Raw genomic sequence first — 22,998 nt, forward strand, 5'->3', positions numbered from 1 at the left:
CTAAAATCAAAACCTTTAAGTGTATGGCTCAGAAATATCGTAATCGAAGAAAGAGGCACTTACTTCGTGCGTCCTTAATTTGTGGTATTATCAATTTCGAAATTTAATTTCGGGAGAAGTCTATTGTTTAATCCTCAGATTATACCTCTGTATGGCGAAAATATAGCTAAGGGCAAAAAAACAGCCTCACAAGCGCTGTTTTGGGCTTGTGAGGCTGTTTTTGTAAGGGAAGAAGTGGTTTTTTGTTAATGTTTTTTCTTGTGTAAATTTGGACTGCTGGACGTGATATGGTATAATAATCGCAAAATTTCAGCGCTTCCTGCTGAACCTCCAAGCCCAATTTTTGACGGTTATCAATGCTTGAAACCCGCGCATAACCGATTTTTATTTCCTTTTCCTTATGCAATTTCTCCTCCAATTAGTTTAAATTTTGTGTTGCTTTACAATTGTAAAACAACGCAGAACAGGCGAGAAAATTGACTTTTTGTACATTTTATGCTTAAATAATAGACAAGCTATTGCTTTGATATTTAATAATTTGGTGAAATTTACTCTGCTATTTTTCGTATTTTTGTCCATTTTATTGACGAATAAGCAAATAACTAGAAAGAAAAGAGGTGGTTTAATGACCGATAATGAAATTGTTACGATTTCAAGAAATGCCAATCTGACAGCAGAAAGAATGGAAAAGTTGCATAAAATTTATCTTGAACTTGAAGAAATCGGTTATGCTGGTTTATCTGGAAGTTTTAAAGTTGTTAAAAATGAGAGGGAAGCTAAAATTTTGCTAGCAATTGAAGAACAATTGTTGCAAGAGGAACAGCAAAAAATTATCAACTCTCCATTTGTGCGCTAAATGTTGTTAGAACCAACTTATACTTTAATTGCTGGAATAAACGGTGCTGGTAAGTCTACTTTTTACAGCCTAGACCAAGGAAAGAATATTTTAACAAATTCTTTTCGTATAAATCCTGATGAAATTTTAAGGGAGTTTGGTGGCGATTGGCGGAACTTTACAGACCAAGCCAAAAGTGCCAGACTTGCGGTTAAGATGATTGAGGCGTGTATTTCAAAAGAAATATCTTTTAATCAGGAAACAACACTTTCAGGTAACATTAGTTCTCAAATCAAGAAAATAAAACGAGCTAAAGAGAATGGTTTTTCAATTCAGCTTATTTATGTATCTCTTGAAAGTTCCGACTTGGCGATTAAACGAATTGCGGAGCGGGTTAAGCGAAATGGACACGGGATTCCAGATGATTTAGTTCGTAAAAGATATGAAAAATCATTAGAAAACCTAAAATTAATTTTGCCTTATTGTGATGCGATTGATATTTACGACAACACAACAAGTGAAGGCTATAAAATTGTTTATTCAGCTAGTGAGCTGACTGTAATTGACAATACCGATGCTTTCCCGTATGTAAAAAACTATATAAAATAACTTCACCAATTATTTAGGTAATGGTTTACGTCCTTGATTTATAAGGGCGTTTTTTATATCTAAAATAAAACACCATCAACCCAAAGCCAAATGTGTAAAATAGCCACAAAAAACCTATTTTCTAAACCCCTAAAAAGCAAGTTTTCTCCTTTATTTGATATTTAACCGTTTACGAGATGAACGCTTCAAACCGCACTTTAATAGTTTTTTGCTTGACTTATTTATCATTTTGAGTGATGAATAAGAGACAGAAACGGAAGATGAAAAATGACCACCTATAATTTGGAAGAATTTGAAGATGGTTCATCTCACATATACCTTTTTGGGCGTATTTTTCTGCGGCTTTGATAGTGTTGATGTGGTATAATGGGAGAAAGAAAATAAGATATTGAAAATATATTAAAAGAAATGAGATGAAAATTTGGGAAAGAAAACGGAATATTATCCATATAATGATATTAAAACGCATTGTTTTCATATTGTTTTTGATTTAGATGGAAATGAAAATATATGCCAGAGTGAGGAAGATTGGTGTGAAGAGATTTTTGATGAAATTCCCAATTTTGCTTTAGGAGATGAGAAGGCTCGTGAAATATCTAAAGCTAGTCCTAGAAAGGCTACTAAACAGGGAATGAAACTCCTTTATGAGGTAAAAGAAATTCGCGAAGCAAATGATGGATATTTAGCACTTGATTCTTCAGTAGAAGATAAGTATCTAAAACGAGGTGAGTTTGGAGAACTGATTTTATATTATCTTTTGAAAAAGAAACTTAATAAGCCTCAATTGATATCAAAAATCTATTTTAAGGATAGCTACAATGCAGTAGTGCATGGTTTTGATGCGGTTCATTATGATAAAGAGAGTAATGAATTATGGATTGGTGAAAGTAAGTTTTATAAAGATAAGAATGCAGCACTAAGAGAACTTGCAGATGATTTGGATAAGCATTTTAATTCAAAATTTTTCAAACAAGAATTTACGATAATTAGCAATAGATTCGAAGATTTGGGAATTCAAAATGATGAGATAAAAAATTTAATTGCTCCGGATAGTAAAGTTTTATCAAAACTTGTGAAGATAAATGCCTGTTTTTTTGCTTTGTTTGACGATGAAATTCTAAAATCTTTTTCTTATGAAAAAGGAACGGATAAACCGTCTCAAGACTTTTTAGATAGACTTAAAGATTCAGTTGAAAAAGCAAGGACAAATTTTGATGATAAGACAAAGGGATTTCTGCATAAAGAGAATTTGAAAATACATTTATTTTTGTTCCCTGTTGAAAGTAAATATAAGTTGGTAAAAAAAATGCACGAGAAATTGAAAAAGGAGCAGAGCTAAGATGAAGGATATTTTGCAAAATTTTGATGAAAGCTTTAATTTAGCCAGTAAAATTTCTCAGGATCAAGATAAAGAACAATTGATTTCTGTTATTGAAAATTGGAAATATGTTCATGAAAATGTAAGACCTGTATTTTCTGATTTAATAGAGAGTTTTGGATTCTACCCATATTTGAAAGAAAAAGAAAGTTTGGGAACAGCTGCACTTATCAGGAATGAATATCATAAATCTGAGTATTTAAAAAATGATTCAAACGGAAATTTGACATTTCATTTTGAACAAAAACAGTTGGAAGAAAAAATATCTAATAAACAAAATCTGCTAGTTTCAGCGCCTACAAGCTTTGGGAAAAGTTTATTGATTGAAGAATTTGTGGCAAGAAAAGCCCATAACAATATCATCATTATTCAGCCAACACTTGCATTGATTGACGAGACACGAAGGAAACTTAAGAAGTATGATGATTTTTACAATATTATCGTCAATACAAAACAAGAGGTAAAAGAAAATAACCTGTTTATCTTAACAAGCGAAAGAGTTCTGGATATTCTTCCTGTAATAAATACTGTTGACCTATTTATCGTTGATGAATTTTATAAGATTTCTAACAAGAAAAAAGATGAGCGAGTAAGTCATTTAAATATTGCATTTTATAAAGTAATGTTGAAATCTCCACAGTTGTTGCTGTTAACGCCAAACATTGATGATATTAATCAAGAGTTTATTGGAAAATATCACTTGGAATTTTTCAAGACAGATTATAGTTTGGTAAATCAAAAATCTGAAAAGATAGATTCTAGCGCTAAAAAAGGCGCTTGGAGTAAAAATAATGAGCCGGAAAAACGCCAACAACTATTTGAACTTTTGAATGAATTGACGGATAAATCTGAGCCAACTATTGTGTATGTCAAATCTCCTTCTCAAGCCGAAGAACTGGCTAAAGAATATATTGAGTGTCTTGATAATCTGGAGGAGAAAAAATTTCCTATTTTTGAATGGATAGATGAAAATATATCTGAAAAATGGCAGTTGAAGAAATATTTGCGGGCAAGAATTGGACTACATAATGGTCAATATCCGCGTCATATTGTGAATTCACAGCTAGAATATTTTAATAATGGAGATTTGAATGTTATCTTTGCTACCACTTCATTAATTGAGGGGGTCAACACTATTGCAAAAAATATCGTCATTTATGATATGCACAAAGGGAATCCTAAAATTACGTATTTTGATTTTAATAATATCAAAGGACGTGCTGGACGAATGATGAAATATTATACTGGTAATATTTACTATTTTGATGAACCGCCCGAAAAGATTGATGAAACTCTTGATATTCCAATTGTTGAACAAAATAAAGATTTACAAAGTGAGATACTGGTCAATTTAGAAACCAAAGATATTAAAGAGGAAAGAAAAAGCGATTATCAAAAGCTAATCGAAAATTTGCCGAATGATTTACTTGAAATATTTAAAGCGAATTATTTCAGTGTAGAAAAACAGACAAAATTATATCTACATCTGAAAGATAATCCTACTGTTTTGGATGATTTACTTTGGTCAACTACTACGCCTACTTATGACATATTATCTAATACTTTAGGAATAATAAATAATATACTTGATGAAAATAACGGTACTTATCACAACGCACTTGCTTATAAATGCATTAGCGTATCACACAATAGCTTAAAAGAAGTTATTGTTAAAGAAATAGAATCAAAAAAAGAATACTTAGCTAAAGAAGGAAAAGATAAGACCGAAGAGGAAATAATCAATTTATCTGTTTCTGAAATTTTATCTTTTATTAAGAATAAAGCAAAATATGAAATCCCAAAAAAACTCAGTGTGCTTGAGAGCATCGTTAATTACTTATCATCTGACAAAAAAGCAGATTATTCATCTTTTATTGCTATTCTTGAAAACGAGGGGGTGGACGAAAAAATCAGTATTTTGCTAGATTATGGTGTACCATCTTCAGCACTGAAAAAATTGAGAAATCTTCCAAACGATAACACACTAGACCATATTAAGCGGAATTTGCAACAATTTAATCTTAGCGAATATGAAAAGACTATTTTAGAGAAGGCGCTTTAAAATCGTTGTTTTCAAGTGAATGTAGTCATATATTATTTTTCATACTATCCCTCAAATCTGCCCAAAATCCATTTTCTTAATCTATTGGTTGTTTTGTAAATTTAGTTGGACAGCTAGGCATGCGTGATATAATGATGATAGAATTGAATCAAGCAACAATAGCGAAAGTGAGAATCATGGGAAACAATGCAAATAAAAACAATGAAATTTCTACCCTCAGCAGTGCTGCCGAGTATCTAACTTTTATCACATCAAGTGGCGTGGAGGCGATATATGCTGATGAAAATTTCGGATAACTGCAGTAGATGGGAAAAACTACGAGACAAAACACTATAATTTACAAGCAATAATTTCCGTCGGCTATAAAGTGAATTCTGAGTGTGCCGTGCAGTTTCGGAAGTGGGTGACACAAATTATTGAAAGATTTACGGTTAGCGGAGTTGATTATAAATAGAGCGAATACTGAAAAAAATAAAGGTAGCGAATTATTACTCGCTACCTTTATCTGGGTTATAGGTTGTTGTTTAGTATTTTTTTGATGGACTTCTTGGTGGTGTGGGTGGTAATACTATATCACTAAAAATTATCAAGAAGTAGAGAAAGGAGGTGAGGAGTGATGTTGAAGTTCAAATTTAATGGCGCTGTCGTTGATGATAGTGATGCGTGGTTTTACGATTGGTTCGGTGACCCTTATGTGAGTCCAAAAGCAGTCAAAGATTTTCTAGCGCAAGCTGGTGGTCAAGATATTCAGCTATCAATCAATTCTGGTGGCGGTTCGGTGTTTGCTGGTAGTGAGATTTTTACAGCATTGAAAGAATACGGTGGAAAAGTCGAAGTGGTTGTCAGTGGTCTTGCTGCTAGTATTGCTAGTGTTGTGGCTATGGCTGGCGATACGATTAAGATTAGTCCGCTTGGGCAACTGATGATTCATAATGCTGCAATGGTTGATTATGGCGATTATCGTGAATTTGACCATGCAAGTCAGATTTTATTTGCGACTAGCGAGAGTTTAGCTAAAGTTTATGCTGAGAAAACTGGTCAAACGGTTACCAAAATACTTGCTTTAATGGGCGAGGAAACGTGGATGACTGCTGATAAAGCAGTCGAGCTAGGTTTTGCAGATGAGGTGTTATTTGCTGAAAACGAGCCGTTACAACTGGTCGCAAGTGTTGGGCATATTGTCAGCAAGGAAAAAGTCAAGGCTTTTAAAGCTATGCTTGATAAGTCAAAAATCAAAGATGATGTCAAATTTGAAAAGTCTGATTTGAAAAATCTTGTTTCTGAGCTTGTCAGTGAAGTGCTTGACGAGAAAACAACTGAAAAATCAAAGCCAGTCAATGACTTGGCACGCTTTGTCTTTTTATAAATTTTAACAACGGAGGTCAAAATGACTATTTTTAACAAATTACCTAACTATCAGGCAGCAGTGACGAAATTCACGGAATCTGTCGCAAATGATGCCGATAAAACGGCACAAAATGAACTTTATGCTGAGGCGATGCAAACACTTGGCAGTGATTTGACGGAAACGTTGACAAATTCAAGTCGTGAGACGATTGAGCAGATGTTCGATGCACAAAAACTTAGTAAAGGCATGACGGCAAGTGAGGTCAAGTTTTTCAACGATATTAGCAAAAATGTTGGGACGAAAAATCCGATTCTTTTGCCAGAAGAATCTATCAACGAAGTGTTTGAAGATTTGAAAACGGAACATCCGATTTTGTCGGTTATCAATTTCAAAAATGCTGGTTTGCGTTTGAAAGCCTTAGTTGCCGAAACTTCTGGCGCTGCGGGTTGGGATGATGTTTTTACAGACATCAAAAATCAACTTGATACGGTGTTTAGTGAAGAAGACTTCTCTCAAAGTAAATTGACGGCTTTTGTCGTTGTGCCAAAAGATGCGCTGAAATTTGAGCCTTTTTGGTTGAAACAGTTTATCTTAGGGCAAATCACTGAGGCATTTTCAGTAGCGCTTGAATCTGCTATCGTCAATGGCGATGGCAATAAGAAACCTATCGGCTTGACACGTGACCTTAACAGTGGCACAACGTCTGGTGGTGTGACGATTTTTAATCCGAAAACTTCAACGATTGATTTGACTGGTCTCACACCAGAAAATGCGCCATCGCTTTTGAAGAATGCAATGTCTGTTTTATCTATGTCCGAAAAAGGGAAGTCAGTGGCAATTGCTGGTTCTGTGATTATGCTTGTCAATCCGTCTGACTATTATGAATTAGAGGCAAAATTCACGTCACTCAACTCAAATGGTGTTTACACCTTTACTTTGCCGTTTGGTATTAAAGTCATGCAATCAGTGGCTGTTAGTGCGGGTAAAGTTGTCATTTTTGTTGCGAAACGCTACAATGCCTATGTTGGTGGTGGCACTGAGATTAAGGAATATGAGCAAACGCTTGCGGTTGATGATTTAAATCTTTACACAGCTAAGGCTTTCTATTTTGGTAAGCCAAAAGACAATAATGTGGCGGTTATTGGTACGCTAGTTAGCGAAGGGGCTTAAAATGGAAAATGAAGTTTTGAAAATTAAAGTATTGAAAGATTTTGTAGATTTATCTATCAATCGCACACGTCATGTTGGCGAGGTGTTCGAGGTTACAGAGGAGCGTTTCGTGGAGATTGACACAGCGTTAAAATCTTATGTTGAAAAGATTGATGATATTGTTGATGTTGAACCAGAAACGAAAAAGTCGACTGCGGAAAAAGTTGAAAAGTTTGATGATATTGCTGATGTTGATGAAAAAGTGTCTGAAATTCCGACAGTTGATGTTGATGAAGAGAATGAGGGAGTGCCTGAAATTCCGACGATGGATAGCACAGTTGCGGAAATCAAAGCATGCTTAGATGCGCGTGATATTGTGTATACAGACAATATGAAAAAGGCTGAGTTGTTGGCGTTGATTTCAGAGTAGGAGGTGTTATGGCACTAGAAGGAATCGAGAAGTGGAGAATTGAAAAATGGGCACTTGAGAATCTCGAAAATTTTAAGGATAGAATGCGTATCAGTACGACTGCTGAAGATGAGAATCTTAAACAAATGTTGCTGTCTAGCGCCAATGCTCTTATTCGTTTGACTGGTGCGCGTGATTTTAATGATCCTACGCTCGTGAGTTTAATTTTTGATAGGGCGCGTTATGAGTATAATGATGCGCTTGACGAGTTTGCGGAGAATTATCGAGAAGAAGTCAATCTGCTCTATATTCAGCATGGATTGGAGGATGAAGATGATTTCAAGTCAGAAACAACGCAAAAATAAGACACACAATGGCACGTTACGAACACCTGTGACGTTTTGGAAGTACGGTGTAGCAAATGGGCTTGATGTGCGAGAAAGTCCAGTGAGCGTTTTGTGTGAAACTTTTGCGGAGATTTACAATCCGTCTCAAAAAGATTTGACTATCTTGAAAAATAGCGCTGTTGATGTTAAGCGGTCTGTGACTTTGAAAATTCGAGACCCTTTGACTGACTATCAGCCAGATAATAAACACTTTGTTGAAATTCAAGACGAGAGATTCGCTGGTCGACGGTGGAATATTGTGGATATTCGTCCTGATTTTTATGTGCGAGATTTTATCACGATTTTGTTGGCGGAGGTGTGAGATGAGCTTTACTGGTGCAGAAATTGTTGGTATGAATGAATTTGTGCGAAATCTTGAGGCAAAACTTGGCGAGGCACGTGTGAATCGTATTGTTAATAAAACTTTGAAAGAAATTGGCGAGGAATCCGCACAGGAATTACAAGCAATTGGTCAAAATTTTGTTGACCCTGATATGATTGCAACAAGTCGTGTCAGTCGAGAGTATGACGTTCCATCTGTTAAAGTCGGTTGGTCTGGCGGTCGTTGGCAGGTGGTTCATCTCAATGAGTTCGGTTTTAATCATACTGGCGGTAAGTTTGTTAAGCAGTCTGCTTTTGGTGTTATGCAAGGTTTCGTTAAATCGCAAGAGGGAACTTATCAGCAAAAATTACGCACTAAACTAGGAGAGTTGACAAAATGAAAGATATGATGACAGAAGTTTTTCAAGTGTTATCAGGCAAATCAGAACTCGCAGATGTGGTAATCAAATCATTTGAGCCTCCTGAAACTTTGACTGACAACGCCTCAAGTATTGTGATTGTGCCAGTGGGGTCGCCTGAGCAAGCGATGGCTGGGAGTGATAAATTTCTAGCTAAACGTTTTGTCTATCAAATCAATGTTGAGACTTCAGATAGGATTGAGACGAAAAGGTTAGCGAAAGCTGTTGAGGGCGCTATGCTTAGCATGAAGTTTGTACAGTTATCTGGCGGTCTTGATGAATATTTCAGTGAAACTAAGCGTTATGTGGATGCGCGCCGATATGTTGGCGTGAGTAAACTTTACGCTGATTATTAGAAAATGGAGATTAAATAATGGCTTTAATTGGTTTTGAGCGGATGACTATCCGTGTGTTAGATGGTGCTGCGCCTGTGACGAGTGGTGCGGGTAAAAACATCTTTGTGATTCAGGGCGATGAGGGAGAGGGTGCGACTTATAGCGCCAAAATCTCAGGACTTGGCGATTCTGTTGTGACTTATGGTTCAAATAAACCGTACCATACAGCTATTGGCAATATTAAACTTGAGCTTGAAACGGTGGATATTCCTGAGGAAGTTCTCAATGTTGTCAGTGGTTTTGACGAAACTGTTGGTGTGGTTACGCTTGGCCAAAAGTTGACACCGCCTAAATGTGCAGTTTTGCTTGAATCTCATAGTTTAAGTGAAGAGGATGCTCTTATCGGTTTTTATGAGGGGTATTTTACACCAAGCGATATTGAGATGAATACGCTAGAGGAAAAGACAGAGGAATTAGCTAAGGATAAACTAACCTTTACAGCTTATGCCTCGACAGATTCGGCGACTAAAGGGAAACGCATGGTTAAATACCTCGGTAGCGAATCGACTGAAATTGCAACACTCAAAGCGGGGTTGAAAATGACAGCTGCCGTCTAATTAAATCAAGGCACTGTCAAAGGTGTCTTGATTATTTTGAAAGGAAATATATGAGTTTAGAAATCAAGGTTTTAAATCAATCTGGCAAAAAAGAGGTATATGAGTGTACTTTTATCCCCGCTCGTAAATACCTTGAATATTTGGAGCTTGAGGAATCAATCGAAAAAGAGAATTTTAAGCCGAGTGAAATTCTCGGCAAGCGCTTAGCATTTATTGCCACATTATTTGATAATTTGACAGTTGATGAGATGTATGATGGTTTGAGTACAAAAGAATTGCCTGTCATTGTGCAAGAGGTTACAATGGCTATCTTGGGTGGTGGTGACGATGACCCAAAGGACAAGTAACTGCTACTGCTGCCAAAAAGAAATTATTGATGTTTTTCAAGTCGATGATGACTGAACAGCATTTATCAATCAATGAGGTTATGGATTCTGATTGGCGCTCGTTGCTAATGGTTTTAGGTGCTGGTGACGAAGTGGCGAAATCTGAAAATAAAGTCATTGATTTGGCTGATTTTATCAATACACTATAAAAAAACTTCGCAGAAATGCGATTTTTTTGAATAAATATCATTTACTACTTGACAATACGTGTATATACGTGCTACAATAATAAATGTAAGGAGGTACAGTTGCATATGCCACTTACTGGGAAAGATATGCTCAAACTTCTCAAAAAGCAAGGTTGGGTTGAACGTAGGCAAGAAGGGTCACATCATCATCTTTATAAAGATGGTGTTCGTGTGACAGTTCCTGTTCACGGTAACGAAGACCTTGGGAGAGGCTTAGAGAGCAGAATCTTGAAAGATGCTGGACTGAAATAGTCTGGTGTTGTTTTGGAGGTAATGATTATGTATATAGATTCATTGACGAAAACTTATCCCGCTGTGTTTGCGCATGATGGAGATGGCTATTTTATAGAATTTCCAGATATTCAAGGTGCTTACACGGGTATCAATAACAAAGATTTGTCTGTTGGTGTCGCAATGGCTGAGGAGGTTCTTGGCATGGTATTAGCTGATTTTGTCGAAAATGGCGAAAAGTTACCGATACCGTCAGATATAAACAACGTCAAGTATGAAGATGGTGGTTTTGTTACGTTGATAAAAGTGGATATGGAGAAATATTTTCATGATGAAACGCTTGTGAAAAAGACTTTGACAATTCCAAAGTGGGCTGATGATACAGCGAAACGGTCGGGGCTTAATTTTTCAAGGTTATTGACAGAGGCGATTGGCGCAAAAGCGACAGAATTGGCATTTAATCGAGAAGTGTAAAAATGGAGGTAGTTTCATGACAAATAAACAAGTTGCGTTGATAAGGGTTGGTTTGTCGTTTGGTGCGATTATCTTTTACCTTGTTGCAACAATCAATCTTTATCTAACACATCATGAGGCTGTTGTTTCAATGATTTGGGGGGCGGTGTTTATTGTGCCGATACTACCGATTATTGCTTGGTTTTTGCTTGGCTATGTGCTTTGTCGACTATTTTATAGAGCTTTACAAAATAATTATATTGAGCATTTTAAAGAGTGAGGTATTTGAGAAGTCCTATTTTTAGGGCTTTTTTTATTTATACTGGAATTATAATAAATTTTGGAGGAAAAATATGGCAAATGGTACACCATTAGGAAATATGGTCGTAAAACTTGGATTAGATAGTTCGAGTTTCGGGGATAGTGTAACGGCAGCAAATCGAGCGGTTAGGTATTTCACAAACGAAGTGAAAGCAATGGACAATGTTATGAAATTGACAGGAAAAAGTAGCGACGGACTAAGCGCCAAGCAAAAGTCGTTAAAAAATGCGATTGAATCACAGTCTAAGGCTTTAAAAAAATTGGAAGAAGACTTTAAAAAAGTTGAACCAAATACGCCAGCCTATGAAGCACTTGCTAATAAAATTCAAGCTGCTAATGTGAAGATGGCATCATTTGAGGGACAACTCAAGCAAGTAAACGTAGAACTATTGAACACTGCAAAAGAAGTTGCATCAAGCACTGGCTTGGCAGGAGGGTTGAATAGTTTAGGGGATAAGGCGATTGCAGCAGGAAATAAGTTAGATCAGATTGGCGATAAAATGCGCCCAGTATCTACAATATTGACAGCGGGATTTGCCTTGGCAACTAATAAAGCGATGGATTTTGAAGGGCAAATGAACACAGTCAAATCATTACTTGCTGATACAATTCCAAATGCTGAGGATTTAGGAAAAGCTACCGAGGAAATGGGCGAGAAGTCTAAAGGTTGGGCAAAACAGTATGGGATTTCAACATCAAGTATCAATAACGGAATGGAGGAGTTGATAAAAAAAGGTTTCGATATGAACGAAACGATTGCTGCTATGCCAGCGATACTAGATGCCAGTAAAGCTAGTGGGGATGATTTTGGGATTGTCATGGATTCGGCATCAAGTATTTTACGACAATTTGGCTTAGAGGCAAAGGATACGGGGCGCGTGACAGATGGTTTAACTTTTGTTGCTAATAAAACATCGTCTGGATTTGCAGACTTGGGCGAGGCGATGAAATATGTCGGTCCAGTCGCAAAAGCTACTGGGAATACGCTCGAAGATACGGCGGCAGCTGTTGGTATTTTATCAGATGCAGGTATCTTAGGGTCACAGGCGGGTACTGCGCTTAAGACGAGTTTATTGAGATTGTCGCAAATCTCAACGGATAAAATGGTTGCGCAATTTTCAGAGCTTTTGAATGTTGCAGGTAAAGGTGCTAAACCACTTGTTAAAGCGTGGGAGGAATCTGTCCCAGCTATCCAAAATGCCAAAAATAGACTGACGGAAGTTATCAATCTCGGTGGTACGAAGAAACAGATTAAAGATGCCGAGGAAGGTATTACCGCAGCTTACGGTGGTATCAAAACAGCATTTGAGAAAATGTCATTACCTGACCAAGTGGAATCACTTAATGGCATGAAAAAAGAATGGTTAGCAAATGGTCGAAGTCTTGAAGATTACAATGAAATTATCACGACATTAGTTGGTAAAGAATCACTACCAGCTATGATGACTTTGATTGATAAGGGTGGCGAATCTATCAAGAGTTTGTCAAAAGAAACGGGTAATGCGACTGGTTACACTAAAAAATTAGCGGATGAGCTTGGAAAATCTAGTAAAAATGGTGTTGAGAGGTTCAAATCAAGTCTCGAAGTCCTTCAAATTACTATTGGCCAAAAATTATTGCCAACTTTAGCGCCATTGGTTGAACGGATAAATGATACTATTGACGGATTTCTAAAATTACCTAAGCCTATTCAATCGGCTGGGGTTGGGTTAGCGGGATTTTTAGCCTTAGGTTATCCCGCATTGAATTTTTTGGGTGGCGCTAGTAAAGCCTTGGGAATTGCCTCGAAAGGTTTCGGGGAACTTGCGACAGGTATCAAGTTAGCTAGTGGCTTAAAAGATGTTGGGCTTGCTGCTAATGCTGCGAGCGGTATGGGAGGTCTTGCGGGATTGGGTGCTGCGCTTGCACCTGCTGCGCCAGTTATTATTGGATTAGGCGCTTTAGCAATCGCTACTGGTATTGGTGTTAAAGCATTCCAAGAAATGACGAGAGAAAGTCGTGAATCAAAAAGTAGGATTGAGCAATGGGGGACAGATGTTGGCTCGCATGCTGACGAGGCGATGGATAAAGTCCAAAAACTCGGACAAGAGACAGGTACAGCGATGCAATTGACAGCGCAAGGTTTTTCAGATGCGACACCAGGCATGGTTGAAAATTTAAAAGAGATCGGTAGTACACTAGAAAATTCTATTTTGGATAAGCAAGTTTCATTAGATGCCATGATTTCTAAAATGCCTGAAACGATTCAAGAATCTTTGCGGAAAATTATTGAGGATCAGACGAAAATTGACAATGAGGCACTTGCTAAAATTAAGGATAATCAGGCTGAAATTTCAAATATTCAAAAAACGGCAGCTGAAAATGGCGGGGAATATACGGCACAACAATTGAAATTGATTCAGAATTTAGCAACTGATTCAGCTAATGCCTATGTTAGTACTTTGAATGTTACAGAAAAAGAGGCTGGAAATATTCTTGATGCAATGACAGGGGATGTAGCAAAAGCGACAAAAGCACAAGGTTCTGAATGGTTGTCGAATCTAGGGAAACAACGTCAAGGAATCACTATTCATTATTCAGAAATGCGTGAGGAGATGACAAATGAATTAAAGGCACAGGGATTAGAAAATACAAAAATCGGTAATCAGATGCTTGCAGCATTAGAGGATAGTCAAACGAGTGCTACACAATTATTAGATGGTCAAATGGCAGCCATTCTTGAAAAATATCCAGAGCTGTCAGAAGAAATATTTCTTACAAATGGTCAAATGATTTCTAGTACCAATGAGTACGCTAAGGAAATGATCGCCGAAAATAAGAGAGTTGCCGAGAGTTTTAAAACATTGACAGTGCTGAACGGAAAAAATGCCGAAGAATTTCAAAAAAAGACAGAGCTTATGGCTACTGAAACAGGAAAGATGAGTGAAAAAACCAGTGCTTTTGTCAAGAGTTGGAACGCCTTAGTCCTTGATGATAAGAAAGTAAATATTGACACAAATGCACAGGCGAAGATAAACGAGGCAACTAAGAGTAGAGAGGCGTGGGATGAGCTAGTTTTTGGCGCAAAAGATGCGAGTTTAAAATCTAATGCTAGGATAATGATTGCTGAGGCAGCAGTTGCTAATGGTTATTGGGACGACTTGCCATTTACAGAGAAGCAAGCCTTGATAAAGTCTGATGCAACTTTGAAAGTCGAAGAGGCGCTTATGGCTTCTGGTAAATGGCAAGAGATGACTTTGGAGCAAAAAAACGCTATATTGGCGTCTAATACGCCTGAAAAAATAGCTACAACTATGCTTGAATTGGGGTTGTGGCAAGAATTTGTTCCGATGAATAAAAAACTAAAGGCTGAGAATTTTGATGTATTGAATAAGATTGCAACATCTGAAAAAACTTTGAATCAATATAATAATTTACCTGTTGAGCTAAAGACGATGATTGTTGATAATACTTTGAGTAATTCAAAGATTGTTGATAGCGGGGAGTTAATCAAGAAATACAATGCTATTGACCCAGAATTAAAAAAACTGTTGGCTGATAAATTTAATCTTGATACGACTATTCAAGCAGCGACTGGGCGGATTGGAGACTATGAACGACTACATCCGCAAGAAAAGAAATTGACTGCTAGTGATCAAACAGGGAGTGGTGTTAATTCCGCTGTTAATACAATCAATCAAGTAAAGGATAAAACAGCAACAATCACGACAATTCATCAAGATTTGTTTGCAAAGCCTACGGAAAATTATCAAGGCGCTATGTATGCTAAAGGGTCTAACTACCACAAGGGTGGCTTAGCTATGGTCAATGACCAAGCAGGGCGACTTTACAAAGAGATGGTAACTTTGCCAAATGGTCGGTCATTTGTACCAGAGGGGCGCAATGTGGTGCTTGATTTGCCACGTGGCTCGAAAGTTTTGACTGCTCAGAAAACTGCGCCGTTGATTCCGAAATATGCTAAAGGAATCGGCAAGCAGATAATTCCCGCCAATGGGCAAATTTTTCGGGATATGGAAAAAGCTCAGAAAGCGCCGAATTTGACGACTGTTATTCAAAATAAAGTTGATGGTGGTATTTTACAAATGATTGTCAAGGCTTTACAAGGTTTGAAACAAGGCAATGTTGAGCAGAAAATCATCATCGAAAATGTCACTTGGACTGGTAAAGAAGATATAACAGAATTGTTGCATCAACTGGCAAACCAAGAGTTAATTAACGCGAGAGGAGGGTTAGTATGAGTATTACTTATCGAGGTAAAAATGCTAAGGCGGTGTATGGTTTAGAAATATTGGATGACTTGACGTTTGAAAATGCTGCGCGTGATGTTGAGGTAGTTGAGATAGCAGGTCGTGATGGCGAGATTATTATTGACAATGGTCGTTATAAGTCGGTAAATGCGACGATGAGTTTTGTCATGTGGCGCAATTTGGATTTTGAAACTTTTGAAAACCAGATAAATGCGATTAAAAATTGGTTAAGTCTTGCTTTTGGTTATTCAAATCTGCTATGGTCTGCCGAACCAGATTATACTTACAGTGCACGTGTAGACGGCAATGTTACAATAAAGCCAGTGAATGAAACTAGGGCGACTGTCGAGGTTAGATTTATTTTTGCGCCTGTTAAATTTCTAACGAGTGGTTTAAATGTTCAGAGTTTGTCAAATAACGTTGCGTTTGCAAGTAAAGGAAATATTTCCGCTAAGCCTTTATTGACTTTAACTGGTACAGGAAATGTGACTTTAAAAATCAATGGTAAAGATTTTATCTTGAAAAATATCACAGGTGGCATTATCATTGACTGTGAAAAAATGACAGCGACTAATCTTGATAAAAATCAGTCACAAATGGATAAAGTTTATTCTTGGCCTATGCCTGTTTTGAAAGTCGGAACGAATACAATTTCTTGGGATAATTCTTCATTTAGCGTGACGATTGTGCCGAGGTGGGGAGATTTGGTGTGAGGTTGAAAAAGTCCTGTTTTTCGGGGATTTTTTTTATACACTAGACTTATGATAAAGAAAGGAGGTAAAACATGAGTTATCCGATTTTATACCAAGCAAACGAGACGAATTTTCAACATCAAGGCTTGGGTGTGTTGGTTGACACAATCAGCGCCACAGTTACTGAAGAATTAAACGGTAAATTTGAGCTAGATTTGGTTCATGGCTACAATACAGGTTTGTCAAAGCATTTGCTCGCTAACAATATCATCAAAGTTGATGCGGGAAATATCCTCAAAAATCAGTTATTTAGAATTGTGCAAGTGTCGAAACCGCTTAATGGAAAGATTGCAGTACATGCTGAACATGTCAGCTACATCACAAATGACTTGACTTTGAAACCAAAGACCATAGCTTTTGAGCAAAATTGCCAGGGGGCTATGAATTGTTTTCTTTCAGCCATTCACGAAACAGACCACGGTTTGACAGTCTTTTCAGACGTGATAACCGAAAGTTCGACAACGTGGGCTATTCCCGATTTTAAAACACCTCGTGATGTTTTGGGTGGTGTTGAGGGGTCGATTCTTGACAACTGGGGTGGCGAGTATAAGTTTGATAACTATCATATTTCGCTATTAGAACAACGTGGTAGCTATGCGAATACTGTTATTGCTTACGGACGAAATCTGACGGCATTTGAGCAAGAAACAAGCATTTTAGAAACAGTCACGTCTATTTATCCTGTTGCTGTGATAACGTCTCGTGAGGGCGAAACTGAGAGCACTGTGACACATACTTTGCCAGAGCTTGTGGTCGATAGTCCGCATATCGGTAATTTTCCAAATCGTAAGACCTTACTTGTTGACTTTTCTAATGAGTTTGATGATAAAAATCCATATTCGGATACAAAACTTCAGGCGAGAGCGCAAAAGTACATCAAAGCTAACCAAATCGGTGTGCCTAAAGTGTCTATGACCCTTGCGACCATTGATTTAGCGAAGATGGTTAGTGATGACTATAACGCTGCCAAAGTTGAACGCTTAGATTTGGCAGATACTGTCAAGGTGTACTTTGACAAGCTCGGCATCACGACTGAGGCAAAGGTTACGGCGGTTAAGTGGAATGTTCTAAAAGATAGTTATGACGAGTATACGCTCGGTGCAAAGAAAGCAACACTAGGCACTATCATCAAGGGAAATGTCGCAGAAATCAAGGCGGTTGCTGAATCTGCGAAAAAGAATGCAATCGAGGCTGTGCAGTCTGCTAATGGAAAAAATAGCAACTATTACGGCAATTCAAGCGACGGCGAACCGCAGAATCCGAAAGTTGGCGATATTTGGTTCGTCAAAGACGGCGAGCGCACAATTATCAAATCATGGAATGGGACATCATGGGTTGAACTTGTATCAAGCGATTGGCAGGAGATATTTGAGCTAGGACTGAATGCAGAATTAGATGTTGTGCGTGAAGAATTAGAAATCGCCCTCGCTGAAAAAGACGTTGCCATAGCCCAACTTGATGATAAACTAACTGAAAACGAGACAATCTTAGCACAAGCAACGCAAGAATTGACTGCAAATCAAACTGAAATTGCCAGTCTTGTAGAAGGCTTAGCCATCAACACACAAGCGCAAGCGGAACTTGAATTGTCGTTATCAGAACTAGATGCTGAACTTGCTGCTAACGTCGCGGAAGTCGCAAGCGCAACAGCGGCAATCGCTGCAGTGCAATCAAACGTTGCACAAGCGGTAACTGGCGCTAATAATGCTGTGAGTAAGGCAGATAGTGCGATAGCAAACGCAAGTACAGCCTTGACACAAGCGCAAAATGCTCACGCTAAATCTGTCAAGAGTTCTGCCGTGACTTATCAATCAGGAGCAAGCGGGACAACTGTACCAACTGGTACATGGGGAAAATCCATCCCGACTACTTCGGCAAGTCAGTATTTATGGACTAGAACTGTTTTTACGTTACAAGATGACACGAGTACGACTAGCTATTCAGTATCTAAGCAAGGCGCAAATGGGGTGGATGGGGTAGATGGTACAAGCGCCCCAACAATAACAGCAGTTCAAGACCAGTTTTATCTGTCAACCTCTAACACCGCTCAAAGTGGCGGTTCTTGGGGAACTGGGGTGCCGACATGGGTCAGTGGCAAGTACTACTGGTCAAGAGTTGCGACAACCTTTAGTAATGGAGCAGTAACTTATTCAACGCCGATTTTAGATGCGGCATTGAATCAAGCGCTTGTGTCAGCTTTGGAAGTCAAAACAACAGCTGCGAATCTGTCAACGACAGTCTCGCAACATGCAACTTTGATAGCAACAAAAGCCAGTCAATCGGCAGTAGATAGCTTGACAGGGCGCATGACAACAGCTGAGACAACGCTCACGCAACACGCAGGTCAGAATTCAGCTCAAAGCTACGACAGCAACAGTAGATGCGCTAACAAAGCGTGTGACGAGTGCTGAGACGACTATCACGCAACAAGCTGGATTGATTCAACTCAAAGCCAGTCAAACATCAGTAGACACACTGACTGGTAAGATGACAACTGCCGAAAGTAAAATCACACAGATGTCAAGCGACATCAATTTGCGCGTGACAAAAAATGACATCATCAATCAGATTAACTTGTCAAGTGAGGGTGTGCTGATTTCGGCGAATAAGCTGACGATTGAAACGACAGGCAACATGCTCACAAATTCAGAATTTCAATCCAATAACTTTTTTGATGGTTGGTTCTTTCAAGGCACGCAAACAGTCAATGCCAATAAAGGCTTTTATGATTCAGCTGGTTATCATCAAGATTCAACTGGCGGGCGAAGTTATAGCGTTGGTATTGACAGAAGAGCGGACACAACCACCTACTGGTCGGGCATTTATCAAGATGTTCGGGCAAGAGCTGATTTTCCTTATTCCGCAAGTGGCGTTTTTACCGTTAATGAAATAGGAGCTGCTGGCGGTAGTGGTGCAAGACTTGAATTAGAAGCACTTGATAGCGCAGGAGCTATTCTGGGTTATAGCAGAGGCGTTTATCGTCCTGCTAATAGTGGCTATGCCACTATTAAGATTGAAAATTTTGTCGCCCCAAGTGGTACTGTCAAAATGCGTTTGAAGTGGGTGGTTCATGGTGCGACTAGGGCTTATGCGACACGATTCATGTTGAACAAGGGAGTGAAAGCAGCACCGTATGATGCCTCAACTGGCGCTTTATACGTTGTAGGTAATATGATTGTGGACGGTGCAATTACGGCTGACAAAGTCGCAGCGAACGCAATAGTTGCTGGTAAAATCGCCGCAAATGCCGTAACAGCGACACAGATTTCAGCAGGAGCGATTACAACTGTCAAATTAGCAGCAGGAGCAGTCACAGCAACGACAATTGGAGCGGGTGCCGTAATTGCTGATAAAATTGGCGCTAATGCAGTCACAACTGCCAAACTTGCAGCAGGTGCAGTGACTTCAGATAAAATCACGGTAGCCAATCTTGCTGCGATTAACGGAAATCTTGGCACGTTGACAGCAGGCACGATAGATGCGAGTGTTGTAACTGTTAAAAATCTCAACGCCTCAAACATCTCGACAGGCACATTAAATGCCGCAAGAATTGCTGCCAATACCATCACATCAACGCATATCAATGTCGCAAATTTAGCGGCAATCTCAGCTAATCTTGGCACGATAACAGCAGGGACGATAAATGCAAGCACTGTGAACATCACTAATCTCAACGCCTCAAACATCTCGACAGGCACATTAAATGCTGCAAGAATTGCCGCAAACTCAATTACTGCAGATAAGATAAGCGCTACCAGTCTTGCCTTGTTCAGCAATGACACCTATCTAAAAGTGTTGTCTAATGGTGTGTACTTCAGCAACAAAGCGCAAATTATTTTCGAGAATTGGAATGATAGCAATGGCGAATTACAGAGCACGGAGGGATTGTATATCGGTGGTCGTGGTTCGGGTACAAAACATGTGGCATTTACTCGCTCAAACGGTTCGACTTTTATGTTAAGATCAGAAACAGGAATGGCATACGGTGCTAATACGAATATTGCTACAAATGCTTTGAATATCTACGACTATACACATATCTGGAACTCAATGCGAGTACACAGTACAGGACTTGTGCTTGATGGCTATTTGGCAATGGGCGGTGGTGTCAGTGAGGCTAGTATTCAGTATGATAAAGGTGCTGGAACGATGAATTTCCGTGTGCCAGGTGAGAGAAGTGGCTCATATTATTGGTTTAATCAAAAAGTCATCAGCACTGGTAGCTTTTCAACAAGCTCTCAATTGTCTCTTAAAGATGTCAAAGGTGATTATCAATCTGATGCTTTAGCGGAAATTTGTAAAACAAATATTGTGGAATACGCTTATAAAAATAGTCCAAACGACAAACAGTTGTCGCCGATTATTGATGATGTAAACGTTACTCCAGAGTATTATCTACCAGACATAGTCCATGATAATAAAACAGTCAATCTATACGCTATGTCGTCATTATCGTGGTTAGCTATCAAACAATTAGCTCAAAAAATAGGAAAGATAGAGGAGAAACTCAATGCTTACATTTAAAAATCAAGAACTAGCGCCAGTCATCAACTTTTTGGGAAAGTTGGCACTTGCGCCGAAAGCAAGCCGATGCCGCTCAAAACTCATCAAAAAACTGATGGAAAAATATGAGGAATTTTCAGAGGATGAAAAAAATCTCTTTGAAAAATATGGGGAACGTGATGATAAAGGCAATCTTGTCAAGACAGATGATGGTAACTATAAATTAGTGCCTGAGACTGCTAAAGAGTGTTTGAAAGAGCAAAGGATATTAGTAGACGAGGAGGTGATGATAGCTCTTGATGAAATCGAAGAAAAAGTCAAGTACTTGGTGGCGCAACTAGATGAACTCGATATTGAGTTTTCGGGGAATGATGCAGTAATCTATGATACGCTCATGGATAAATTAGAGGAGGAAATCTAAAATGACACTTACAAAAATCACATCACAAGGCACACTTAATGCCTCATCAACAATCAACGACGTAGATGCCGTCTACTTTTCTGCTAACATCAACACTGATGGTAGTTTTAATTTTTCAGTTGTTGGCGATAACGCTGATGCTATATTTGACACAGATAAAAAAGTATCAACTGAAATCAAAGCTGATGTAAATGCTTTTATCTCTGCAACGTATGAGCAGGCACAAACGCAACGCGCAAGTTATACACCAGAAGCGGTACAGACGGCAACAACAGATTAGGAGGCGAATAAATGGGATTACTTGAAATTGGTGGTATTTGTGGGTCAAAAAGGAAAGGGGGTGAGGAAAAATGACGAATAAAACTTATGACGTTCTGAAATGGATTGTTATCACAGTTTTGCCAGCTTTAGCAGCAATTGTTGGCACGATTGGGACGGCGACTAATTGGGCGCATACTGGTATTGCTGTGATTATTATCACAGCACTTGATACGTTTGTCGGCACACTGATTGGCGTGTCTGGCATCAATTATGCAAAGGAGAATGATGATGAGTTATAAGCAACTCGTAACACCTGACATTGATACGCCGTCATGGCGTGGTTGGTGTTTAGGTTATGTAGATGATGCCTTGAATGCGTTGGATTCTAATCGTTCATACAGCGCTCAAATTGGATACGAGAGGGCAAAAGCTAAAGGCTGGGTTCATAATGATATGAACTTTCCAAGTGATGTCTGGTTTCCGTTATTTTGGGCAATTAACATTGGAAACAATGCAGGAGATGGTCACGTCGCATTAGCGAAAATGAGCAACGGCAATATCGAAATTCATGATAGCGAGGTTCACGCAGGCGCAAGAGTGCCATATCGTTCATTGGAGGAAATTAACGGTTGGTTTGCGGCTTTCGGCTTTGAATATCTCGGTTGGTCTATCGGCGTTGACGGCGTGCAAGTTATCGAAGAAATCGTATCAGAACCAAGCGCACCAGTTGCGCCACAATTGAAAGGACAAAGTAAAATGGAATGTATCGTAGTAATGAAAGACAACATGGGTGGCGCTTTCAAGAAAGACCGTGTTTTTTTCTGGTCAGCTGACCAAGGTTTTAAATATCTCGAAGATAAAGATGACATCAAAATCTTAGATGACATCTCTAATCACTGTATCGGAAAGCCAATGTATCGTGTTGAATCATCTAAACAAGGACCATGGCATGCACGTCTTGCACAAATCAACGGTAGTTGTGATATTAAGTAAAAACGATAGAAAGAGTTTCGTTTTTATCTAAACCAAAAGCCTAGTTACTTTTGCGAGTGGCTAGGCTTTTTTTGTTTAAAATTTAGAACGATAAAAAAATCACGATTGCGCGTGATTCACTTCTTGCCTGACATAAATGATTTTAAATTTGTTAGCTTTTTTGTCAACTATGAAATGAATCACAGTAAAATGTAATGGTGTTTGAAATCTATGAAATTGAGAATTATCAAGTGTATCATGTTATAATCACGGTCGTTTCATAAATTTAATTTATCAAACAACATCACAAATTTCCAATAACAGCACACAAAACACGCTCATTTAACAAGCACTGTAAAAGATTTTGTTTCACACTTTTCTTCTTGTTTTTCTTT

At 38.5% G+C, this 22,998-nt stretch carries 27 protein-coding genes; 26 read left to right on the forward strand and 1 reads right to left on the reverse strand.

The genetic code is table 11. The features are described from left to right. Positions 1–166: 166 nt before the first annotated feature. Complete coding sequence (locus Hs30E_RS11540; protein WP_371864145.1) at positions 167–406, reverse strand: hypothetical protein; 240 nt, start codon at positions 404–406, stop codon at positions 167–169. 219 nt (positions 407–625) lie between these two features. Between Hs30E_RS11540 and Hs30E_RS06615 the strand changes: the two genes are divergently transcribed. From Hs30E_RS06615 to Hs30E_RS06740, 26 genes are all read left to right on the forward strand, one after another. Continuing rightward, entirely contained in the window at positions 626–856 is a 231-nt protein-coding gene (locus Hs30E_RS06615; protein WP_172209018.1) for a hypothetical protein, read from the forward strand. After that, positions 857–1,444 carry an ATPase gene (locus Hs30E_RS06620; protein ID WP_172209020.1) on the forward strand — a complete coding sequence of 196 codons (588 nt, stop codon included), beginning with the start codon at positions 857–859 and terminating at the stop codon, positions 1,442–1,444. A 421-nt stretch (positions 1,445–1,865) separates the two neighbouring features. Next, positions 1,866–2,783 carry a HamA C-terminal domain-containing protein gene (locus tag Hs30E_RS06625; protein ID WP_172209022.1) on the forward strand — a complete coding sequence of 306 codons (918 nt, stop codon included), beginning with the start codon at positions 1,866–1,868 and terminating at the stop codon, positions 2,781–2,783. Position 2,784: 1 nt separating this feature from the next. Next, positions 2,785–4,884: a DEAD/DEAH box helicase gene (locus tag Hs30E_RS06630; protein ID WP_172209024.1), complete on the forward strand. Its 2,100-nt coding sequence runs from the start codon at positions 2,785–2,787 to the stop codon at positions 4,882–4,884. Between the two features lie 292 nt (positions 4,885–5,176). Then, positions 5,177–5,338: a RhuM family protein gene (gene rhuM, locus Hs30E_RS11180; RefSeq protein ID WP_308780836.1), complete on the forward strand. Its 162-nt coding sequence runs from the start codon at positions 5,177–5,179 to the stop codon at positions 5,336–5,338. 162 nt (positions 5,339–5,500) lie between these two features. Continuing rightward, positions 5,501–6,250: a head maturation protease, ClpP-related gene (locus Hs30E_RS06640; RefSeq protein ID WP_172209028.1), complete on the forward strand. Its 750-nt coding sequence runs from the start codon at positions 5,501–5,503 to the stop codon at positions 6,248–6,250. A 21-nt stretch (positions 6,251–6,271) separates the two neighbouring features. Then, entirely contained in the window at positions 6,272–7,402 is a 1,131-nt protein-coding gene (locus Hs30E_RS06645; RefSeq protein WP_172209031.1) for a phage major capsid protein, read from the forward strand. 1 nt (position 7,403) lies between these two features. After that, positions 7,404–7,811 (forward strand): hypothetical protein, encoded by a 408-nt coding sequence (locus Hs30E_RS06650; RefSeq protein WP_172209033.1) that lies wholly within the window; start codon positions 7,404–7,406, stop codon positions 7,809–7,811. Between the two features lie 8 nt (positions 7,812–7,819). Continuing rightward, the gene (locus Hs30E_RS06655) at positions 7,820–8,155 is read left to right on the forward strand and encodes a hypothetical protein (RefSeq protein ID WP_172209034.1); all 336 of its coding nucleotides are present in this window, start codon (positions 7,820–7,822) and stop codon (positions 8,153–8,155) included. Further along, positions 8,124–8,498, forward strand: a complete 375-nt coding sequence (locus Hs30E_RS06660; RefSeq protein ID WP_172209035.1) for a phage head-tail adapter protein — start codon at positions 8,124–8,126, stop codon at positions 8,496–8,498. Before Hs30E_RS06655 ends, Hs30E_RS06660 begins: the two co-directional genes overlap by 32 nt. A gap of 1 nt (position 8,499) precedes the next feature. Next, positions 8,500–8,898 carry a hypothetical protein gene (locus Hs30E_RS06665; RefSeq protein ID WP_172209036.1) on the forward strand — a complete coding sequence of 133 codons (399 nt, stop codon included), beginning with the start codon at positions 8,500–8,502 and terminating at the stop codon, positions 8,896–8,898. Next, entirely contained in the window at positions 8,895–9,272 is a 378-nt protein-coding gene (locus tag Hs30E_RS06670; RefSeq protein WP_172209037.1) for a hypothetical protein, read from the forward strand. Before Hs30E_RS06665 ends, Hs30E_RS06670 begins: the two co-directional genes overlap by 4 nt. Positions 9,273–9,289: 17 nt before the next feature. Then, the gene (locus Hs30E_RS06675) at positions 9,290–9,868 is read left to right on the forward strand and encodes a major tail protein (protein ID WP_172209038.1); all 579 of its coding nucleotides are present in this window, start codon (positions 9,290–9,292) and stop codon (positions 9,866–9,868) included. Between the two features lie 50 nt (positions 9,869–9,918). Beyond that, a complete protein-coding gene (gene gpG, locus Hs30E_RS06680) occupies positions 9,919–10,215 on the forward strand; it encodes a phage tail assembly chaperone G (RefSeq protein WP_172209039.1) in 297 nt (98 codons plus the stop codon). 47 nt (positions 10,216–10,262) lie between these two features. Next, the gene (locus tag Hs30E_RS06685) at positions 10,263–10,403 is read left to right on the forward strand and encodes a hypothetical protein (protein ID WP_172209040.1); all 141 of its coding nucleotides are present in this window, start codon (positions 10,263–10,265) and stop codon (positions 10,401–10,403) included. A gap of 105 nt (positions 10,404–10,508) precedes the next feature. Further along, on the forward strand, positions 10,509–10,694 hold the full coding sequence (locus tag Hs30E_RS06690) for a type II toxin-antitoxin system HicA family toxin (RefSeq protein ID WP_172209041.1): 186 nt from the start codon (positions 10,509–10,511) through the stop codon (positions 10,692–10,694). Positions 10,695–10,721: 27 nt separating this feature from the next. Continuing rightward, positions 10,722–11,147 carry a type II toxin-antitoxin system HicB family antitoxin gene (locus Hs30E_RS06695; protein ID WP_172209042.1) on the forward strand — a complete coding sequence of 142 codons (426 nt, stop codon included), beginning with the start codon at positions 10,722–10,724 and terminating at the stop codon, positions 11,145–11,147. A gap of 16 nt (positions 11,148–11,163) precedes the next feature. After that, entirely contained in the window at positions 11,164–11,406 is a 243-nt protein-coding gene (locus tag Hs30E_RS06700) for a hypothetical protein (protein WP_172209044.1), read from the forward strand. A 73-nt stretch (positions 11,407–11,479) separates the two neighbouring features. Then, positions 11,480–15,685 (forward strand): phage tail tape measure protein, encoded by a 4,206-nt coding sequence (locus Hs30E_RS06705; RefSeq protein WP_172209045.1) that lies wholly within the window; start codon positions 11,480–11,482, stop codon positions 15,683–15,685. Further along, on the forward strand, positions 15,682–16,407 hold the full coding sequence (locus Hs30E_RS06710) for a phage tail domain-containing protein (protein ID WP_172209047.1): 726 nt from the start codon (positions 15,682–15,684) through the stop codon (positions 16,405–16,407). The genes Hs30E_RS06705 and Hs30E_RS06710 overlap by 4 nt, the downstream gene beginning before the upstream one ends. A gap of 71 nt (positions 16,408–16,478) precedes the next feature. After that, positions 16,479–18,857: a phage tail spike protein gene (locus tag Hs30E_RS06715; protein WP_172209048.1), complete on the forward strand. Its 2,379-nt coding sequence runs from the start codon at positions 16,479–16,481 to the stop codon at positions 18,855–18,857. Next, positions 18,844–20,970, forward strand: coding sequence for a hypothetical protein (locus Hs30E_RS06720; protein ID WP_172209050.1), 2,127 nt, complete (start codon positions 18,844–18,846; stop codon positions 20,968–20,970). The genes Hs30E_RS06715 and Hs30E_RS06720 overlap by 14 nt, the downstream gene beginning before the upstream one ends. Continuing rightward, positions 20,957–21,370 carry a DUF1617 family protein gene (locus Hs30E_RS06725; RefSeq protein ID WP_172209051.1) on the forward strand — a complete coding sequence of 138 codons (414 nt, stop codon included), beginning with the start codon at positions 20,957–20,959 and terminating at the stop codon, positions 21,368–21,370. The genes Hs30E_RS06720 and Hs30E_RS06725 overlap by 14 nt, the downstream gene beginning before the upstream one ends. Before the next feature lies 1 nt (position 21,371). Further along, entirely contained in the window at positions 21,372–21,650 is a 279-nt protein-coding gene (locus Hs30E_RS06730) for a hypothetical protein (protein ID WP_172209053.1), read from the forward strand. Between the two features lie 70 nt (positions 21,651–21,720). Further along, entirely contained in the window at positions 21,721–21,930 is a 210-nt protein-coding gene (locus Hs30E_RS06735) for a phage holin (RefSeq protein ID WP_172209054.1), read from the forward strand. Continuing rightward, positions 21,920–22,624 (forward strand): hypothetical protein, encoded by a 705-nt coding sequence (locus Hs30E_RS06740; protein WP_172209055.1) that lies wholly within the window; start codon positions 21,920–21,922, stop codon positions 22,622–22,624. The genes Hs30E_RS06735 and Hs30E_RS06740 overlap by 11 nt, the downstream gene beginning before the upstream one ends. Positions 22,625–22,998: the final 374 nt, after the last annotated feature.

Source organism: Pseudolactococcus hodotermopsidis, from assembly GCF_011170085.1.
GTDB classification, from domain to species: domain Bacteria; phylum Bacillota; class Bacilli; order Lactobacillales; family Streptococcaceae; genus Pseudolactococcus; species Pseudolactococcus hodotermopsidis.

What these genes read in the sequence shown, in the direction of transcription:
- Hs30E_RS06615 (WP_172209018.1), top strand. Translation starts at nt 626, where the DNA reads ATGACCGATAATGAAATTGTTACGATTTCAAGAAATGCCAATCTGACA.
- Hs30E_RS06740 (WP_172209055.1), top strand. Translation starts at nt 21,920, where the DNA reads ATGAGTTATAAGCAACTCGTAACACCTGACATTGATACGCCGTCATGG.
- Hs30E_RS06725 (WP_172209051.1), top strand. Translation starts at nt 20,957, where the DNA reads ATGCTTACATTTAAAAATCAAGAACTAGCGCCAGTCATCAACTTTTTG.
- Hs30E_RS06655 (WP_172209034.1), top strand. Translation starts at nt 7,820, where the DNA reads ATGGCACTAGAAGGAATCGAGAAGTGGAGAATTGAAAAATGGGCACTT.
- Hs30E_RS06710 (WP_172209047.1), top strand. Translation starts at nt 15,682, where the DNA reads ATGAGTATTACTTATCGAGGTAAAAATGCTAAGGCGGTGTATGGTTTA.
- Hs30E_RS06620 (WP_172209020.1), top strand. Translation starts at nt 857, where the DNA reads ATGTTGTTAGAACCAACTTATACTTTAATTGCTGGAATAAACGGTGCT.
- Hs30E_RS06730 (WP_172209053.1), top strand. Translation starts at nt 21,372, where the DNA reads ATGACACTTACAAAAATCACATCACAAGGCACACTTAATGCCTCATCA.
- Hs30E_RS06700 (WP_172209044.1), top strand. Translation starts at nt 11,164, where the DNA reads ATGACAAATAAACAAGTTGCGTTGATAAGGGTTGGTTTGTCGTTTGGT.
- Hs30E_RS06645 (WP_172209031.1), top strand. Translation starts at nt 6,272, where the DNA reads ATGACTATTTTTAACAAATTACCTAACTATCAGGCAGCAGTGACGAAA.
- Hs30E_RS06685 (WP_172209040.1), top strand. Translation starts at nt 10,263, where the DNA reads ATGACTGAACAGCATTTATCAATCAATGAGGTTATGGATTCTGATTGG.
- gpG (WP_172209039.1), top strand. Translation starts at nt 9,919, where the DNA reads ATGAGTTTAGAAATCAAGGTTTTAAATCAATCTGGCAAAAAAGAGGTA.
- Hs30E_RS06690 (WP_172209041.1), top strand. Translation starts at nt 10,509, where the DNA reads ATGCCACTTACTGGGAAAGATATGCTCAAACTTCTCAAAAAGCAAGGT.
- Hs30E_RS06670 (WP_172209037.1), top strand. Translation starts at nt 8,895, where the DNA reads ATGAAAGATATGATGACAGAAGTTTTTCAAGTGTTATCAGGCAAATCA.
- Hs30E_RS06640 (WP_172209028.1), top strand. Translation starts at nt 5,501, where the DNA reads ATGTTGAAGTTCAAATTTAATGGCGCTGTCGTTGATGATAGTGATGCG.
- Hs30E_RS06665 (WP_172209036.1), top strand. Translation starts at nt 8,500, where the DNA reads ATGAGCTTTACTGGTGCAGAAATTGTTGGTATGAATGAATTTGTGCGA.
- Hs30E_RS06715 (WP_172209048.1), top strand. Translation starts at nt 16,479, where the DNA reads ATGAGTTATCCGATTTTATACCAAGCAAACGAGACGAATTTTCAACAT.
- Hs30E_RS06630 (WP_172209024.1), top strand. Translation starts at nt 2,785, where the DNA reads ATGAAGGATATTTTGCAAAATTTTGATGAAAGCTTTAATTTAGCCAGT.
- Hs30E_RS06650 (WP_172209033.1), top strand. Translation starts at nt 7,404, where the DNA reads ATGGAAAATGAAGTTTTGAAAATTAAAGTATTGAAAGATTTTGTAGAT.
- Hs30E_RS06735 (WP_172209054.1), top strand. Translation starts at nt 21,721, where the DNA reads ATGACGAATAAAACTTATGACGTTCTGAAATGGATTGTTATCACAGTT.
- Hs30E_RS06695 (WP_172209042.1), top strand. Translation starts at nt 10,722, where the DNA reads ATGTATATAGATTCATTGACGAAAACTTATCCCGCTGTGTTTGCGCAT.
- Hs30E_RS06660 (WP_172209035.1), top strand. Translation starts at nt 8,124, where the DNA reads ATGATTTCAAGTCAGAAACAACGCAAAAATAAGACACACAATGGCACG.
- Hs30E_RS06675 (WP_172209038.1), top strand. Translation starts at nt 9,290, where the DNA reads ATGGCTTTAATTGGTTTTGAGCGGATGACTATCCGTGTGTTAGATGGT.
- Hs30E_RS06705 (WP_172209045.1), top strand. Translation starts at nt 11,480, where the DNA reads ATGGCAAATGGTACACCATTAGGAAATATGGTCGTAAAACTTGGATTA.